Source organism: Rhodanobacter sp. Root480 (genome assembly GCF_001426645.1).
Lineage (GTDB): Bacteria > Pseudomonadota > Gammaproteobacteria > Xanthomonadales > Rhodanobacteraceae > Rhodanobacter > Rhodanobacter ginsenosidimutans.
Window position 1 is genome coordinate 545,690 of record NZ_LMEX01000001.1, and the last position, 15,987, is coordinate 561,676.

Below are 15,987 nucleotides of genomic sequence, written 5' to 3' on the forward strand. Positions count from 1 at the left end.
TTGCCGTCGGCAGCCGGCTAGAATAGTCGGCTCGGTTTCAAGGAATTAACTTTGCGATGAAAGTCACGATTTTTGGCACCGGCTATGTAGGCCTGGTAACGGGCGCCTGCCTCGCGGAAATGGGCAACCAAGTGATATGCGTCGACATCGACGCATCGAAAATCGAGCGCCTTCAGCGCGGTGAAGTTCCCATCTACGAGCCGGGCCTGGAGCCCATCGTGCGGTCCAATGGCGCCGAGGGGCGGCTTGGCTTTACCACCGATGCGGTGTCCGCCGTGGCCCATGGCGAAGTCATTTTCATTGCGGTGGGGACGCCGCCGGACGAGGACGGCAGCGCCGACCTTCAGTATGTGCTGAGCGTCGCCCGCACCATCGGGGCGCATCTCGACCGGTACGCAGTAGTGGTGAACAAATCCACCGTTCCCGTGGGTACCGCCGACCGGGTGCGCGCCACCATTTCGCAGGTATTGGAATCGCGTGGCGTCGAGGTGCCTTTCGACGTGGTTTCCAACCCCGAGTTCCTGAAGGAAGGGGCTGCGGTGGAGGATTGCCTGAAACCCGACCGCATCATCGTCGGCGCTTCAAGCGAGCGCGCAGTGACGGTGTTGCGCAGCTTGTACGCGCCGTTCAACCGCAGTCACGACCGGATGGTAGTGATGGACGAGCGTTCGGCCGAGCTGACCAAGTACGCCGCCAACGCGATGCTGGCGACCAAGATCAGTTTCATGAATGAGATCGCCAATATTGCCGAGCGGGTCGGTGCCGACGTGGAACTCGTGCGTCAGGGCATCGGCTCCGATCCGCGCATCGGTCACCATTTCATTTACCCGGGCGCCGGTTACGGTGGCTCGTGTTTCCCCAAGGACGTGCAGGCGCTGGAGCGGACCTCGCGCAGCTATGGCTACAACGCACGCCTGCTGGCGGCGGTCGAGGCGGTCAACCACGATCAGAAGGCCAAGCTATTCGAGTTGATCTCGCGCCACTTCGATGGCCAGTTGGCGGGCAAGACGATCGCGCTGTGGGGTTTGGCATTCAAACCCAATACGGACGACATGCGCGAAGCGCCGAGCCGGCGACTGATGGAAGCGTTGTGGCAAGTCGGTGCCAAGGTGCGTGCGTTTGATCCGGAAGCACGGGCTGAAACGGCTCGCCAGTACGGCGAGAGGGACGACCTGGTCCTGTGCGAGCACGCCTACGATGCGCTGCAAGGCGCCGACGTACTGGCCATCGTCACCGAATGGAAGGCTTTCCGCAGCCCTGATTTTTCGCGTATCCGTGGCCTGCTGAAAACCCCGGCCATTTTTGACGGGCGCAACCTCTATGAACCGGCGGCGGTGGAGGCGGCGGGGCTGGCGTATTACGGCATGGGTCGCGGGCGCAGCCTGCAGGTGGCGAAGTGAGCAACGACGGGCTGGAGCAGCGGCTGGCCGAGCTGGAAGTGCGGCTGACCTTCATCGACGACACCGTCGAGGCGCTTGCGGTGGCTGATGCTGATCAGTCGCAGCGCATTGCGGCGCTGGAACGTGCGGTGCGCGAGCTGCGCGGCGAGTTGATGTCGGTACGGCTGGGCCAGGCGCCGGACCCGCATAGCGAGCCGCCACCGCCGCATTATTGATACCGATCGAGATTTCCGACCATGGCCGATTCCCTGCGCGACCAGTTGCTGAAAAGCGGCATTGTCAAACAAGTACGCGAAGAAAAACGCCCCGCTGCCCCATCCGCCAGGCCGGCGCAGAAAGGCAGGCCGTCGAAGCCGCCACGCCACCGCTCACCTGCCGCCGATACCGATGCCGACGGCATCAATCTGGCGCGTGCGTATGCGATGCGGGCGCAGACCGAAGCCAGCGAGCGCAAACGTGCCGAGCAGGAGGCAGCGGAACAGGCGCGTCTGCGGCGCGAGCAGAAGCAGAAGGTCCAGCAGTTGCTGGCGGGGAACGCGCTCAACAAGGCGGATGCCGACCAACCACGCAATTTCGAATATGGCGGCAAGATCCGCCGCATCTACGTCGATGCGGCGCAGCTGACGGCGCTCAATGCGGGCGAGCTGGGCGTGGTGCAGCAGGGTGGTCGCTACGTGCTGGTAAGCCGCGACATCGCCGAGCAGGTCAAGGCGGTAGACGCGAGGCAACTGGCGCTGCTGGTCGATCCCGCTGCGGCAGGTGTCGGCGACGATGGCGTGCCCGACGATCTGATGTGGTGAAGCGGCCTGGAACAACCGGCGCGCCGCGCCGGTAATCCAGTCTATGCGTCGGGCATGAGTGCCGCGCTGGCACTGACCGCCAGGGCCGGGTTGTCCCAGCCTTTCTTGGGCATGAAACGTTCGCCGTGGCGTTGCGCCAATTGCTCCAGCTTCTGCTTGAGCTTGTCCACGCCTTCGCTGCGCGCATACTGGATCGGGCCGCCGCGGAACGGCGCGAAGCCGGTGCCGAAGATCACGCCCGCGTCGAGCAGGTCGGCGTCGTCGACCACACCCTCGTCGAGGCAGGCGATCGCCTCGTTCACCATCGGCAGGATCATGCGCTCCTGCAGGTCCGGCGGGGTGGCGTAATCCGGGTCGACTTCGGGTTTTTGCGGCTTGCCGTCCTGCCAGACATACAGGCCCTGGCCATCCTTCTTTCCGCGCTTGCCGGCGCCGAGCCGGTCATCCAGCCCGGGCGGAAGTTCCAGCCCGAGGAACGGCGCCAACTCCTTGCCGACCGAGGCGCAGACATCGAGCCCTACAGTGTCGGCCAGTTCGATCGGGCCCATTGGCATGCCGAATTTCTTCGCCTCGCGATCCAGCACCGGGCCGGGTACGCCCTCGGCATACATGCGCATGGATTCGAGCAGGTACGGCATCAGGATGCGGTTGACCAGGAAGCCCGGCGTGCCCTTTACCGCCACCGGCAATTTGCCGATCGCCTTGCAAAACGCCAGCGCGCGCTTCTCGATCGCCGGATCGAGCCGGTCGTGACGCACCACTTCCACCAGTGGCATCTGCGCGACCGGGTTGAAGAAATGCAGGCCCAGGAAACGCTGCGGCGCGGTCAGCCCTTCACGCAGCTCATTCAACGGAAGGCTGGACGTGTTGCTGGCAAGTATTTCATCGCTTTGGAACTGCGGCTCCATCGTGGCGTACAACGCACGTTTGGCGTCGGCGTTCTCGTAGATGGCCTCGATCGCCAGATCGGCTTGCGCGACGCCGCTGCCTTCCACGTCGGCGCGCAGGCGCTGCGCGGCCGCGGCGATTTTCTCCGGCGTCTTGAGCTTTTTCTCGTACAACGCACGGGCGCGGTCCAGCGCAGGCTGCACGTATTTCATCTCGCGATCCTGCAGCGTCACCTGGAAGCCCTTCAACGCCGCCCACGCGGCGATGTCGCCACCCATCACGCCCGCGCCCACCACGTGCACGTGCTCAATGCCGTGCTCGACGCCGGCGCCCTGGTTCTTGAGGCGTTCGCTGAGGAAAAAGATGCGGATGAGGTTTTGCGCCGTCGGCGTTTCGGCCAGCTTGGCGACGGAACGTGCCTCCAGCTTCAGCCGTTGGCGGATATCCGGCCCACCGCGCTTCCATACATCGATCAAGGCGAACGGCGCGGGGTAGTGCTCCTTGCGCACTTTCGCGGCCGTCTGCTTCAGCACCATCGGCGCCAGGATCTGGCGCACGGGCCATAGGTTGCTGGCCCAGGCCTTGGCGCGTCGTGCCAGCGGGCGAGCGGAGGGGCGACGCACCATGTGACGCGCCTCGGCCAGCAATTCGTCGGCACTGGCCAGGCGATCGACCACGCCCAGGTTCAGGGCGCGTCGGGCGGACAAGGGTTTGCCTGTCAGCATCAGCGGCAAGGCGTCGGTCGCGCCGATCAGCCGCGGCAAGCGCGCGGTGCCGCCCCAGCCGGGATGGATGCCGAGTTGCACTTCGGGCAGCGCGATGCGGGTTTTCTCGTCGTCGACGGCGATGCGCTGGCGGCAGGCCAGAATCAGTTCGGTGCCGCCGCCCATGCAGGCGCCGTGCACGGCCGCCACCGTGGGGCAGGGCAGGCGCGCCAGCGCTTCATAGATCCGCTGGCCGTTCTCGATGTTCTCCAGCACCGTGCCGCGCCGGGCGTAATCCTTGAACTCGGTAATGTCCGCACCGACGGCGAAGCCGGCGGGCTTGGCGGAATGAATGATCACCCCGGCCGGGTTCTCGATCGCCAGCCGTTCGACGATCTGCCCCAGCTCGTCCAGCACGGCACCCGAAATGGCGTTGACGCTGCTGCCGGCGCGGTCGAGGGCGAGGGTGACGATGCCGCTGTCGTCCTCGTTGGCTTTCCAATGATTGAAGCGTAATCCTTCGAACATGGGATCTGCAGACGTGGTTTGGGAATGTCGAACCTTACCGTTCCATCGCCGTGAATGCGAGACTCATCCCCCGTCGATTCGGGCATCGCCGGACGAAGGGGCGAGGGCGAACGCGGGATCGGTCAAACGTTAATTTTTTGGCGGCGGCTGTCGTCGGCACGGATCCAAAAAAGTGCGTGCGGTGGCTGGGCGATGGCGCGCGCACCGGGCTAGACTTGCGGAGGACCTGGTTGCCGCACCGGCGGGGATATCAATGACGAGACGCATGCTGTGGGCACAATGATCTTGCCGATGGATACTGCATCGTCGCAGGCTGGCACCGAGGTGTTCGAACAGATCCTCGGCGCGTCCAGCGGCCTGGTGCTGCTGCAGAGCGAGGATTGCCCGGGCTTGCTCGAACAGTTCCGCTCGATCGCCCGCCACACCGGGCAGGCGGTCTACCTGTGGCAGCCGGACACCGGCCTGGGCAGTATGCGTGATGCGCACGTGCGCGTTCCCGATTGCCAGCGCCTGGGCAATGCGCTGCGTTTCATGCAGCAAAGCCTGCATTTCGGCGTGTACGTGCTGGTTGGCCTGGAGTTGCCGCTCTCGGCGATGGACGACACCTTGCTGCGTCAACTGGCACGCATGCCGCAGGGCCACCTGCGTCGCGTGGTGCTGGTGAACGCGCCACCCGCGCTGGCCGAGCACCTGGGTACGCTGGCGGTGCACCTGCGCAGCGACGACAGCTCACCGCGTCGGCTGCGTCTTCGCGATGGTCGCTGGCTCATATGAGGGCTTGCGCATGATGGCCGGTGTCCTGATCGTGGCCGAGCAGCGCGAGCTGCGCCGGCTGGTGTTCGACGCGCTCGACCAGGCGGGCTACGCGCAGATCTACAGTGCACGCGACATCACCCATGCGGCCATCCTGCTGGAGGGGCGCCCGCCCTTGCAGTTGATGGTGGTCGTCATCAAGGGTGATGGCGTGCAGGGCCGCGCCTCTTGCGGGCAGCTGCGCCAACTGCCGGCGACCCTCGACGTGCCCTTGATGGTGATAACGACCGACGAGGCACCGCTCCATCCCGATCATTGGCCGGCTGGCACCGTGGACTGGTTGCACGCCTCGCGCGTTACCGCGGAACTGTTGCCGCGCTGGCGCCGGGCCAGCGCCCTTGCTGGCGCGCCCTTGCCGGCGTTGCCGCAGGTGCCGCTGCCGGCACCGGCTGGCGACCGTTATGCGTTCCAGGAAGACGACAGCGAATGGCTGATCGCCGAGTTGTCTGCCACCTGCCCGCTGCTCGAAGTCAGTTCCGCCGTGATCCGGCATAGCCGCCTGCCGGCTGATCATTGGAAGGCACGTCCGCTGTCGCAGGTGCTTTCCTTCGAGGGCGTGACGATCGAGCAGGTGATCACCGAGGCCAATCGACGCTGGTATCCCTGCCAGCGCCGTTCGGCCGAAGGCAGCGATACCGGGCAGGCAAACGCGCGGCTGGTAAGCCACGACGGGCACGATGCGGTGGCGTTGATTTTCCGCAGCGATCGCGCGGATCTGCGCGCCGAGGCGGCGCTGTCGTTGCTGTCGCGCATGTTTGCCTCGACCAATGGCGTCGATGCGCAAACGGCGGCGGCGCGTTTGCTGTTCGATGAACTCGGCCTCGATTACCTCGCGGTCTGGTCGTTGCCTTCCGGGAGCGCCGGCATACCGGTGCAGCAACTGCAGTTGTGGAACGGCCCCGAACCAAGCTGGCCGCCGCCTGCGGCGCAGCCTTCGCTGGCCCAGGTATTGGCCGGCGGCACGGTGAACTACAGGCACGATGCGCGCAGCCAGGTGGCCAACGATCCACTGCTGCAGGTGCTGGGCCTGACCGACTTCGCCGGCATGCCGCTGTACGACGAGCGGCATACCGTGCTGGGTGCCATGCTGGCCGGCAGTCGTCGTGGCTTTGGCGCGGCGGGCATCGTCGAACCCGTACTGCATTGTGCCGCGGCGCGGTTCGCGCAAATGCTGGAGCTCGGACTGACTCGCGAGCAGGGCCGCAGCGAAGGTCTGCTCGACGCGCTCACCGGTCTGCCGAACCGCTTGCTGTTCAACGACCGACTGGAAACCATCATCCGCGAGGCGGTTCGCAACGGCGAATGCTTCGCCGTGCTGTTCGTGGATCTGGACCGCTTCAAGGCCGTCAACGACAGTCACGGCCATGCCGCCGGCGATGCCGTGCTTCGCTCGGTATCGCGGCGCCTGTGCGGCAGCGTGCGCGCGTCCGATACGGTGGCGCGCTATGCCGGCGACGAGTTCACCGTGGTGCTGCGCCACATCGTGAAGAACGATGACGTGCTGCGCGTGGCGGAGAAGATCGTGCAGGTGATGGAGACGCCGCTGTACCTCGACGACGGCACCGAGCTGCAGATTACCGTTTCGATGGGCGTGAGCTTTTTCCCGGACGACGCCAGCGACGCCGAGACCCTGCTCAAGCACGCGGACGAGGCGATGTACGCAGCCAAGCACCTGGGCCGCAACAACTTCCAGATCTACGAAGTCAGCCCGGAATACGCGCAGGAGCACGGCATGGCGCTGAAGACGCGCCTGCGCCACGCCGAGGGCAACGGCGAGCTGCGCGTGGTCTACCAGCCGCAGGTGAACACCGAGACCGAGGACATCGTCGGCATGGAGGCGCTGCTGCGCTGGGAGCACCCGGAGCTGGGCACCATCAGCCCCGCGGTGTTCATTCCACTGGCCGAGGAAACGGGCCTGATCGTGTCGATCGGCGAGTGGGTGATGCGCACCGCCTGCCGCCAGGCACGGGAGTGGGAGGAGCGCTACGGCTTGCGCCTGCGCCTTGGCGTCAACCTCTCGGCGGTGCAGTTGATGGAGCCGCGCCTGCTCGACACGGTGGCGAAAGTGCTGATGGATACCGGGCTCGATCCCGACCTGCTGGAGATGGAGGTCACCGAGAGCATCAGCATCAAGGAAGCGCCGAACCTGGTGGAAAACCTGCACGGCCTGCATGAGCTGGGCTGCCACATCGCCATCGACGACTTCGGTACAGGAGCCGCTTCGCTCGACTACCTGCGACGCCTGCCCGCCGACCGGATCAAGATCGACCAGAGCTTCGTGCGCAACATCGGCGTCGACCCGGATGACGAGGCGATCGTGCGCGCCACCATCGAAATGGCGCACCGGCTGAAGCGTGCCGTGGTGGCCGAGGGCGTGGAGATCGAGCAGCACCTGGAATTCCTGCGTGCCCACGGTTGCGACGAGTTGCAAGGCTACCTTTTCTGCCGGCCGGCCACGCCGGTCAGCTTCGGCAACCTGCTGGCCGAGCGGCAGCGGCTGCTGAGCACGCGAGCCACCGAGCCCGCCTGAACGGACGGATGGCGGGGGCCAACGTTTTTTCCACAATCAATCCGGCGCGCGACATTACACTGTGCGGCGCGCAAGCTGAACTTGTGCGGCGGGCGTCGGTCTGAGCTGCGCGTTCGGCTCCTACAGTTTCGCAGCGGATGACGGCATTGATGATGGATACGGCCCGCATGGGCGAAAACGAACTGGACAAGGCGCTGGTTGAGCGCGTCCAGAAAGGGGACAAGGCCGCCTTCGATCTGCTGGTGCGCAAATACCAGCACAAGCTGATCGGGCTGGTATCGCGTTACGTGCGCAGCCATGCCGAATGCGAGGACATCGCCCAGGAAGCGTTCATCCGCGCCTGGCGCGCCATCGGCTCGTTTCGCGGCGACAGCGCGTTCTACACCTGGCTGTACAAGATCGCGGTGAACACCGCCAAGAACCACTTGGTGGCCGCCGGCCGGCGACCGCCCACTGACGACATCGATGCCGATGACGCGGTGTTCATGGCCGGCTCCCAGCGCATGCACGACAACGCCACGCCCGAGCGCGAAATGATGCGCCAGGAAATTGAACAATCGGTGTTCTCCACTGTCCAAGCGTTGCCCGAAGAGCTGCGTACCGCCATAACACTGCGTGAAGTGGATGGCCTCAGCTACGAGGAAATCGCCGAGGCGATGGGCTGTCCGATCGGTACGGTGCGGTCACGCATATTTCGGGCACGTGAAGCGATCGATGAAAAACTGCGGCCACTGTTGTCGGACCGCGAGGACCAGACATGAATCAGGCAGGCATGAACCCGGAACACCGCGAGCAACTCTCGGCCGCCATTGATGGCGAATTGTCGGCGGAGGAGCTGCGCTTTCTGCTGCGTCGCCTCGACCATGACGCCGCGTTGTCGCAGGCGTGGTCGCGGTATCACCTGGCCGGCGATGGCGTCCGGCGGCAAATGCCGCCGCTGGCGTCGGCCGGCTTTGCCGCGCGTGTCATGCGGGCCGTCGAGCGGGAATCGGCCGCGGTTTCGGCGGTGCCGGCGCCAGGCGCACGCCGCCATTGGCTGCATTGGTCGGCCGGCGGCGCCATAGCCGCCAGTGTGGCGGTGGCCGCATTGCTGCTGGTGCAACCGGCGGGTGAAACGGGTCGCGTCGAAACCGCCGCGGTCGATTCGGCGGGCGTGACCACATCGTCCGAGCATGCCGCGCTGCCGTCCTCGGCGGTGCCGGCCACGGTTCCACCGTGGTTGAGCGGCAACTCGGCCGAGTTGTACAGCCAGCGCGCGTCGGCCACGCTGGGTGTGCCCGGCGACGGCAATCTGGTGCCATATGCCCGCGACGGGACGCCGATGCATCGCTACCGCACGCTCGACAACCACGACGGCAGCTATCTGCTGTTGCTCGATCCGCAGCAACAGCGCGATACCGCGAACAGTCGCGCATTCCCGCGCTGACCGGCGCCCGCGTGTTGCTCTCCGCGGACTTCCTGTTTTCACGCGTCGCCGGTTCGTGATCCGGCCGACGCGGTTGCTGGCGACCGGTCATGCCCCGACCGGTCGCGTATCCAGCTGTTTGCCCACTCCCAAGGAGGAATCATGAATCGATCCATCTTGCGCGTTGTCGCGTGCCTCGCGCTGACCGGCTTTCCCGCGTTCTTCGCGGTGCAGGCGCAACCGGCCGCTGCTGCAGGCCTGCCTGATTTCACCGGGATCGTTGAAAGGAATGCACCCGCCGTGGTGCATGTCGAGGCGAAATACACTGGCGCGAATGATCGCCGCCGTGGCGTGGCGCCAGGCCCGGGCCAGGCAGATGATCCGCAGGCCGAATTGTTCCGGCGCTTCTTCGGCATGCCGATGATGCCGTCGCCGCAGGAGCAACGGCATACCTCGCTGGGGTCGGGCTTCATCATTTCCGGCGATGGTTACATCCTCACCAACAATCATGTGGTTGAAGGCGCGGACAAGGTCACCGTGCGGCTGCAGGACCGGCGCACGCTGACCGCCAAGGTCGTCGGCACCGATCCGACGTATGACATCGCGCTGCTGAAGGTCGACGCGGGCGGCAAGTTGCCGACGGTGAACATCGGTGATTCGCGCAGCCTGAAGCCCGGCCAGTGGGTGCTGGCGATCGGCTCGCCGTTCGGCTTCGACTACACCGTGACGCAAGGCATCGTCAGCGCGGTGGGCCGCAACCTGGGCCAGCGCGACCAGCCGTACACCTCGTTCATCCAGACCGACGTGCCGATCAACCGCGGCAATTCCGGCGGCCCGCTGTTCGATCTCGCCGGCGCCGTGGTGGGTGTGAACTCGCAGATCTATTCCAACACCGGTGACTACCTGGGCGTGTCGTTCTCGATCCCGATCGACGTGGCGATGAACGCCGTGCAGCAGATCAAGAGCAAGGGCTACGTGTCGCGCGGCATGCTGGGCGTGATGGTGCAGCGGGTCGACGACGACATGGTCAAGGCGTTAAAGCTGGACAACGGCGTTGGCGCGGCGGTGGCGGCGGTGACGCCCGACAGTGGCGCGGAGAAGGCCGGCGTGCAGCCTGGCGACATCATCCTGACGTACAACGGCCACGTACTGCAGCAGGCTGCTGATCTGCCACCGCTGGTCGGCATGACCAAGCCGGGCACCACGGTTCCGATGGAGATCCTGCGCAACGGCAAGAGGCAGACGCTCAAGGTCACCATCAGCGAGGCCGAGCGCGACAAGAACGCGGTAGGTGCAAGCACCGGCGGCCCGTCGTCCGCGAGCAGTGGCTCGGCGGCACTGGGCCTGACCGTACAGCCGCTGGACAACGACACCCGCAAGCAATTGGGGCTGAAGTCGGGGCAGGGCGTGGTGATCGGCGAGATTACCGGTCCGGTGGCGGCGCAGGCCGGGTTGCGTGCAGGTGACGTCATCCTGATGGTCAACCAGAAACGGATCGGCACGGTTGGCGAATTCCATGACGCCACCAAGGACGTGAAGCCCGGCAGCACGGCCTTGCTGCTGGTGCGTCGCGGCGAGCAGAGCAACTTTGTGGGGTTGACCGTGCCCGACGGGAAATAAGCGCCACGTTCCACCGCTTTCACGCGCGGGCGCCATCCGACCGGTGGCGCCCGTCGCGTTTTCCACGCTGGCAGATGCCGGTTCCATGCGATAATGCCGGGTTCGCGCCGCCATACCGGCGACGCGCGCCTGCGCTCCCCGCATGGCGACAAATCCCCTCGTTCGGCAGGCCAGCAGCGTTCCATGGAATTGATTCGCAACTTCTCCATCATTGCCCACATCGATCACGGCAAGTCGACGCTGGCCGATCGCATCATCCATCTCTGTGGCGGCCTGGCCGACCGCGAGATGGAAGCCCAGGTGCTGGACAACAACCCGATCGAACGCGAACGCGGCATCACCATCAAGGCGCAATCGGTATCGCTGCCGTACACCGCGCGGGATGGCAAAACCTATCAACTGAATTTCATCGACACGCCCGGGCACGTCGATTTCTCCTACGAAGTCAGCCGCTCGCTGGCGGCCTGCGAGGGCGCGCTGCTGGTGGTCGATGCGGCGCAGGGCGTCGAGGCGCAGTCGGTGGCCAACTGCTACACCGCGGTGGAGCAGGGGCTGGAAGTGATTCCGGTGCTGAACAAGATCGACCTGCCCACGGCCGACGTGGAAAAGGTGAAGGGCGAGATCGAGGCTGTCATCGGCATCGACGCCACGGACGCGGTGGCGGTCAGCGCCAAGACGGGGCTCAACGTGGTCGAGGTGCTGGAGGCGATCATCGCCCGCATCCCACCGCCCAAGCCGCGCGACACCGATCGGCTGCAGGCACTGATCATCGACTCCTGGTTCGACAACTACCTCGGCGTGGTGTCGCTGGTGCGCGTGATGCAGGGCGAGATCAAGCCCGGCGACAAGCTGCTGGTGATGTCCACCGGGCGCAGCCATGAAGTGGGCGAGGTCGGTGTGTTCACGCCCAAGCGCAAGAAGCTGGCCAAGCTGGGTGCGGGCGAAGTGGGCTGGATCAACGCCTCGATCAAGGACGTGCACGGCGCGCCGGTGGGCGACACCCTGACCCATGCCGGCAAGCCCGCCGACAAGGCATTGCCCGGTTTCCAGCACATGCAGCCGCGGGTGTTCGCCGGCCTGTTTCCCGTGTCGTCGGATGACTACCCCGCGCTGCGCGAGGCGCTGGACAAATTGCGCCTGAACGACGCGGCGATGTTCTTCGAGCCCGAGTCGTCCGAGGCGATGGGCTTCGGTTTCCGCTGCGGCTTCCTCGGCATGCTGCACATGGAAATCGTGCAGGAGCGGCTGGAGCGCGAATACGACCTGGACCTGATCACCACCGCGCCCACCGTGGTCTACGAAGTGCTGAAAAGCGACGGCACCACGATGCTGCTGGACAACCCGGCCAAGCTGCCCACCAACACCAGCCTGATCCAGGAAATCCGCGAGCCGATCATCGTGGCCAACATCCTCACCCCGCCCGACTACATCGGCAACGTGATCACCCTGTGCGAGGAAAAGCGCGGCGTGCAGCGTTCGATCCAGTACCTGGCCACCCAGGTGCAGATCAGTTACGAGCTGCCGCTGGCCGAGGTGGTGATGGATTTCTTCGATCGGCTGAAGTCCGTCTCGCGCGGCTACGCCTCAATGGACTATCAGTTCGAGCGTTTCGAGGCCGGCCCCTTCGTGCGCACCGACGTGCTGATCAACGGCGATCGTGTCGATGCGCTGAGCCTGATCCTTCATCGCAGCCATGCCGACCGCAAAGGCCGCGAGCTGGTCGAGCGGATGAAGGATCTGATCCCCCGCCAGCAGTTCGACGTGGCGATCCAGGCGGCCGTCGGCGCGCAGATCATCGCGCGCTCCACCGTCAAGGCGCTGCGCAAGAACGTGCTGGCCAAATGCTACGGTGGCGACGTCAGCCGCAAGAAGAAATTGCTGGAAAAGCAGAAAGAAGGCAAAAAGCGCATGAAGCAGGTCGGGCGGGTGGACATTCCGCAGGAAGCTTTCCTTGCCGTGCTGAAAGTGGATAAATAGTTTGGTCGGGAATGGAGAATCGGGAATCGGGAATCGCAAGAGCTTGCCGCTCCGATTCCCGATTCCCGATTCCCGATTCCCGGCTCCCCAAGGAGCCCCACATGGAATTTGATTTCTCGGCGATCCTGCTCGGCCTCACCGTCCTGTTTGGCGTGGTGTGGGGGCTCGATCGGCTGTTTTTGTACAAGCAGCGCAAGGCGCGGCTCGATGCCGCGGGTACGGAATACAGCGACCCGGTACCGGTGGACTGGGCGCGCTCGCTGTTCCCGGTGGTGCTGGTGGTGTTGCTGCTGCGCACGTTCGTGGCCGAGCCGTTCCGGATTCCGTCCGGCTCGATGATGCCCACGCTGGACGTGGGCGATTTCATCCTGGTCAACAAGTTTGCCTACGGCCTGCGCCTGCCTGCGTTCAACAACAAGGTCGTGGACCTGGGCGAGCCGCAACGTGGTGATGTGGTGGTGTTCCGCTTCCCCGGTTTCCTGTGTGACGACGGCACCGGCAAGCTGATCCGCAGTGGCGATCCGGGCTGCAGCGATCCCCACGCGAAGGTGCCCAGCCAGAACTGGATCAAGCGCGTGGTGGGCCTGCCGGGCGACTCCATCGAAGTGCATGGCGCCGATCTGCTGATCAACGGCAAGCCGGTGCAGGCCGAGGAGATCGGGCCGTACACGGGCAACCCGCAGCGCGCGGAGGACCGCCTGATGCTGGACATGGGCGCCACCGTCTGGAAGGAGCACTTGGGCAAGGTCAACCACATGATCGCGCGCATGCCGGCCTACAACATTCCCAACCCGATCCCCAACGCCAAGGTGCCCTCGAAGGTGCCGGAAGGTTGCTACGTGGTGATGGGTGACAATCGCAACAACAGCGAGGACAGCCGCTGGTGGGGCTGCATGCCGGAGAAGAACCTGGCCGGCAAGGCGTTCCTGATCTGGATGAGCTGGAAGGGCTGGGGTACCGGTGGCGTGGACTTTTCCCGTATCGGCACGGTCATTCATTGATCGGTGCCCCGGATTCGGACGTGCCATTGGTGCGAGAATTCGCCGGCATCGCCGATCCCGGCGAGCATTGGGGTTTCGGACTGCATATCGGGCAGGCAAGCCGCGCAGGCGGCATAGCGAGGGGACTATGAAATCGAGGCAATCGGGCATCACCCTGATCGGGTTCCTGGTGATTCTGGCCGTGGTGGGCTTTCTGGGTTACATGGCGATGCGGCTGGCGCCGTCGTACAGCGAATACATGGGCGTGGAGAAGGCGATGACGCAGATCTCCACCTCTGGCGTCGATGGCAAATCGCTGGACGACCTTCGCCGCGAACTGATGTTCAAGATGAACTTCCAGTACGTCGACGACGCCACCATCCAGCCGTCCGACATCACCCTGGTGCGCGACCGCGACGGCGGCCCGACCCAGTTGCGAGTGGCCTACGAAAAGGTCGTGCCGTTCATGTACAACATCGATTTCCTGCTGCACTTCGACAAGAGCGTGCCGCTGCAGGGCAATCCGAACCAGTAACCGGCCAGCGCATCCCTTGGAATTCAATTACCGTTTTCGCGATCGTTCGCTGGCCGAGTTGGCGTTGACCCATCGCAGCATGGGCAAGCCCAACAACGAGCGGCTGGAGTTTCTGGGCGACGCCTTGCTGGGTGCGATCGTCGCCGAAATGCTGTTCGAGGCGCACCCCAAGGCCAGCGAAGGCGAGCTGTCGCGGTTGCGTGCGCAACTGGTCAGCGGCCAGGCGTTGGCGGTGGTGGCGCGTGAATTGTCATTGGGCGACGAGTTGAAACTGGGCACCGGCGAGTTGAAGACGGGTGGCTTCCGCCGCGAGTCGATCCTTGCCGACGCGTTCGAGGCGATGGTGGCCGCCGTGTACATGGACGGCGGTTTCGACGCCTGCCGTGAAACCGTGCGCGGCCTTTTTGGCGAACGCATCGCCGCCTTGCGCCGGTCATCCAAGGACGCCAAGACGCGCCTGCAGGAATGGTTGCAGGCTGGCGGCTGGCCGCTGCCGCTTTACGAGCTCGTCGCCAGCCACGGCGAAGACCACGCCAAAACCTTCGATATCCGCTGCAGCGTCAGCGAGCCGATGACGCTGGTCGCCGAAACCACCGGCCCCAGCCGCCGCGGCGCCGAGCAGGATGCGGCCGAGATCGTGCTGGCGCAATTGCTGGATGGGCAGCGCAAAGCCTGATCTACGTTTTCATCATTCCCCGAAAATCCTCTCCACTGCCGCACGATCGCCTGGCGGCGGCTGCCATTTCCTTTGGCGACAAGGCATTACACTTGCCGTCCAACTTGCCGAGCACTCTGTCATGAACCACGAACTGGATCCCGCCGCCGTCCTGCCGCACGAGAATTATCGCTGCGGCACGGTGGCCCTGGCCGGCCGGCCGAACGTGGGCAAGTCCACCTTGCTCAACGCGCTGATCGGTTTTCGGCTGTCCATCATCAGCCCGCGGCCGCAGACCACTCGCCACCGCATCCTCGGCATCAACACCACCGAGGCGGGCCAGATCATGTACGTGGATACACCGGGCCTGCACCGTGGCGCCAAACGCGCCATAAACCGCAGCTTGAACCGCGCCGCGCGCTCGGCGATCAGCGATGTCGACCTGGTGGTGCAGCTGATCGAGGCCGGCCGCTGGACCGACGAGGACGAAGCGCTGTACGCCGCGCTGGTCGAGCAGACCTCGCCGCGGCTGCTGGTGATCAACAAGGTCGACCTCAACAAGGACAAGACCGTGATGCTGCCGTTCGTGGCCGATCTGGTGGCCAAGCACAGCTATGACGAAATCCATTACGTCAGCGCGCTGAAGGAGCAGGGCCTGAAGGAGCTGGAGCAGGCCATCCTGAAACGCCTGCCGATCCAGCCGCCGGTGTACGGCGAGGATGAGGTCACCGACCGCAGCGAACGCTTCCTGGCGGCCGAAATGGTGCGCGAGCAGTTGATGCTGCGGCTGGATCAGGAGCTGCCGTACGCCACCACGGTGGAGATCGAACGGTTCGAGGATCGCCCCGACGGCATCGCCGAAATCCACGCCATCATCTGGGTCGAACGCGACGGCCAGAAAGCCATCGTGATCGGCAACGGCGGCGCCCAGCTCAAGTCCATCGGCAGCAGCGCCCGCCGCCACATGGAGCGCATGTTCGAACGCAAGGTGTTCCTGAAGCTGTGGGTGAAAGTGCGCGAAGGCTGGGTCGACGACGACAACATGCTGCGCAAGTTCGGGTATACCGATTGAGGCCGGGAATCGGGAATGGAGAATAGGGAATGGGAAAAGCTTTGCTCTAACGATTCCCTATTCTCCATTCCCTATTCCCA

General features: G+C 64.9%; 14 protein-coding genes. 13 read left to right on the plus strand and 1 reads right to left on the minus strand.

Translation table 11 applies throughout. The features are described from left to right. Positions 1-56: 56 nt before the first annotated feature. Genes ASD22_RS02690 through ASD22_RS02700 form a run of 3 tightly spaced genes read left to right on the plus strand, consistent with a single transcriptional unit; the run spans position 57 to position 2,200 of the window. On the plus strand, positions 57-1,400 hold the full coding sequence (locus tag ASD22_RS02690) for a UDP-glucose/GDP-mannose dehydrogenase family protein (protein WP_056078558.1): 1,344 nt from the start codon (positions 57-59) through the stop codon (positions 1,398-1,400). Then, positions 1,397-1,615: a SlyX family protein gene (locus ASD22_RS02695; protein ID WP_056078561.1), complete on the plus strand. Its 219-nt coding sequence runs from the start codon at positions 1,397-1,399 to the stop codon at positions 1,613-1,615. The genes ASD22_RS02690 and ASD22_RS02695 overlap by 4 nt, the downstream gene beginning before the upstream one ends. Before the next feature lie 21 nt (positions 1,616-1,636). Next, on the plus strand, positions 1,637-2,200 hold the full coding sequence (locus ASD22_RS02700) for a DUF2058 family protein (protein WP_056078563.1): 564 nt from the start codon (positions 1,637-1,639) through the stop codon (positions 2,198-2,200). A gap of 41 nt (positions 2,201-2,241) precedes the next feature. On the opposite strand, the gene ASD22_RS02705 is transcribed toward ASD22_RS02700, so the two are convergent. After that, positions 2,242-4,320: a 3-hydroxyacyl-CoA dehydrogenase NAD-binding domain-containing protein gene (locus ASD22_RS02705; protein WP_056078566.1), complete on the minus strand. Its 2,079-nt coding sequence runs from the start codon at positions 4,318-4,320 to the stop codon at positions 2,242-2,244. A gap of 291 nt (positions 4,321-4,611) precedes the next feature. Here ASD22_RS02705 and ASD22_RS02710 point away from each other — a divergent pair, with 291 nt between their 5' ends. The 10 genes from ASD22_RS02710 (at position 4,612) to era (ending at position 15,907) form a co-directional block, all read left to right on the plus strand. Beyond that, complete coding sequence (locus ASD22_RS02710; protein WP_235577482.1) at positions 4,612-5,094, plus strand: hypothetical protein; 483 nt, start codon at positions 4,612-4,614, stop codon at positions 5,092-5,094. 10 nt (positions 5,095-5,104) lie between these two features. After that, positions 5,105-7,663: a bifunctional diguanylate cyclase/phosphodiesterase gene (locus tag ASD22_RS02715; RefSeq protein ID WP_056078569.1), complete on the plus strand. Its 2,559-nt coding sequence runs from the start codon at positions 5,105-5,107 to the stop codon at positions 7,661-7,663. Positions 7,664-7,830: 167 nt separating this feature from the next. Beyond that, on the plus strand, positions 7,831-8,424 hold the full coding sequence (gene rpoE, locus ASD22_RS02720) for an RNA polymerase sigma factor RpoE (protein ID WP_200945315.1): 594 nt from the start codon (positions 7,831-7,833) through the stop codon (positions 8,422-8,424). Then, the gene (locus ASD22_RS02725) at positions 8,421-9,089 is read left to right on the plus strand and encodes a sigma-E factor negative regulatory protein (RefSeq protein ID WP_056078570.1); all 669 of its coding nucleotides are present in this window, start codon (positions 8,421-8,423) and stop codon (positions 9,087-9,089) included. The genes rpoE and ASD22_RS02725 overlap by 4 nt, the downstream gene beginning before the upstream one ends. 141 nt (positions 9,090-9,230) lie before the next feature. Then, a complete protein-coding gene (locus tag ASD22_RS02730; RefSeq protein ID WP_056078573.1) occupies positions 9,231-10,688 on the plus strand; it encodes a Do family serine endopeptidase in 1,458 nt (485 codons plus the stop codon). 183 nt (positions 10,689-10,871) lie between these two features. Further along, positions 10,872-12,665 (plus strand): translation elongation factor 4, encoded by a 1,794-nt coding sequence (gene lepA, locus ASD22_RS02735; RefSeq protein WP_056080845.1) that lies wholly within the window; start codon positions 10,872-10,874, stop codon positions 12,663-12,665. Positions 12,666-12,766: 101 nt separating this feature from the next. Then, the gene (lepB, locus tag ASD22_RS02740; RefSeq protein ID WP_056078578.1) at positions 12,767-13,666 is read left to right on the plus strand and encodes a signal peptidase I; all 900 of its coding nucleotides are present in this window, start codon (positions 12,767-12,769) and stop codon (positions 13,664-13,666) included. A 127-nt stretch (positions 13,667-13,793) separates the two neighbouring features. Then, entirely contained in the window at positions 13,794-14,180 is a 387-nt protein-coding gene (locus ASD22_RS02745; RefSeq protein WP_056078581.1) for a DUF4845 domain-containing protein, read from the plus strand. A 16-nt stretch (positions 14,181-14,196) separates the two neighbouring features. Beyond that, complete coding sequence (gene rnc / locus ASD22_RS02750; protein ID WP_056078583.1) at positions 14,197-14,856, plus strand: ribonuclease III; 660 nt, start codon at positions 14,197-14,199, stop codon at positions 14,854-14,856. A 121-nt stretch (positions 14,857-14,977) separates the two neighbouring features. Continuing rightward, on the plus strand, positions 14,978-15,907 hold the full coding sequence (gene era, locus ASD22_RS02755) for a GTPase Era (protein WP_056078586.1): 930 nt from the start codon (positions 14,978-14,980) through the stop codon (positions 15,905-15,907). The last annotated feature ends 80 nt before the right edge of the window (positions 15,908-15,987 follow it).